Genomic DNA, 1,307 nt, shown 5'->3' with positions numbered 1-1,307 from the left:
CAATAGTTCGGACAGTTTCAGGAAGAAAAGAGGCTAGTCACATGAGTAGAAACTGCGAAAATATCATTCGCCAAAACCATATACCGCAGAAGTCTACTCATGGAATCTTTAGTAAAAACTGTTCTGGACTCAATGTCTATCAGCAAACCACAAAAAAAATTTATCGCACTCCTGCTGACAGCTTTAGTGGTCGTACAGGGCAAAGCAAATTTTCGCAATATGAGCCGATACAGTGTTATGAGTGAAAAACGCTTCAGCCGCTGGTATCGCCACGCCTTTAACTTTTATGAGTTCAATACTCGCCTGATTTTTGGTGAGCTTAACAAATCACATCAATGTATTGCGGCTATTGATGCCAGTTTTATGCGTAAGAGCGGTAAACACACTGAAGGGCTGGGCATGTTCTACAGTGGCGCTTCCAAAAAGGCAGAGCGAGGACTGGAAGTGTCTCTGATATCGATTATTGATCTTCAATCTCATACGGCCTATGGGCTCAATGCCCGGCAAACACTGGATCAGCAAGGCAAAACACGCGTTGAGCTTTATGCCGAACAGGTTGTGTCTGTTGCACCGGATTTATTAAATCGGGGTATTAAGCATCTGGTCTCAGACGCTTTTTACACCAAATACAAATTTGTAACGCCAGTGGTCAGAGCAGGTCTGCATGTTGTCGGGAAAATGCGTGTTGATGCGGATTTATGCTGGCTTTATAGCGGTGTTTACTCAGGTGTGGGGCGCCCCAGAAAGTATGATGGCAAGATCCATTTCGATCAGGATCTGAGCCGTTTCCAGTTTTCGGGATCGCTGACGGAGAACACCGATGTTTATAGCGAAGTGGTGTATTCAAAGAGTCTGAAGCGGAAGGTAAGGGTTGTGCTTTTAAGAATCAGGACAGACCAGAAAACAGGTCGGGCTGTACTCTTTTCTACGGATATCCATTCAGATGCGATGACAGTGGTTTCATATTACAAAGCCCGATTTCAGATTGAATTTGTGTTCAGAGATGCAAAGCAATACACGGGGTTAATGGATTGCCAGTCTCGTAAAAAGGAAGCCATAAACACTCACCTCAATGCGTCATTGTCTGCTCTGAATCTCTTAAAGCTGGAGGATAGGCGGGAAAAAAATACAGAGGAGCAAACGGTAATCTCAATGGCCTCCTGGAAACGAAGAAAGTTTAATGAGCATCTGATGAGCAGAGTTTTTGAGAGGTTAGGTTTATCCCTGAATGAGAAAAAAGTCATGGACACTTATGAACAATTAAGCCTTTACGGGGTTATTGCTGCATGAAAGTGTCCACAGTATTG

Annotated in this window: 1 protein-coding gene; it reads left to right on the top strand. The window is 43.8% G+C overall.

Annotated elements, in window-relative coordinates:
• Nucleotides 1-99 precede the first annotated feature (99 nt).
• Nucleotides 100-1,290, top strand: coding sequence for a transposase (locus H4O21_RS23935; protein WP_182812347.1), 1,191 nt, complete (start codon nucleotides 100-102; stop codon nucleotides 1,288-1,290).
• Nucleotides 1,291-1,307: the final 17 nt, after the last annotated feature.

Source organism: Oceanospirillum sediminis (genome assembly GCF_014164585.1).
Lineage (GTDB): Bacteria > Pseudomonadota > Gammaproteobacteria > Pseudomonadales > Halomonadaceae > Oceanospirillum > Oceanospirillum sediminis.
Note: the sequence above shows the minus strand (reverse complement) of the source record. Positions and strands in the feature narration are given on the sequence as shown.

What these genes read in the sequence shown, in the direction of transcription:
- H4O21_RS23935 (WP_182812347.1), top strand. Translation starts at nt 100, where the DNA reads ATGGAATCTTTAGTAAAAACTGTTCTGGACTCAATGTCTATCAGCAAA.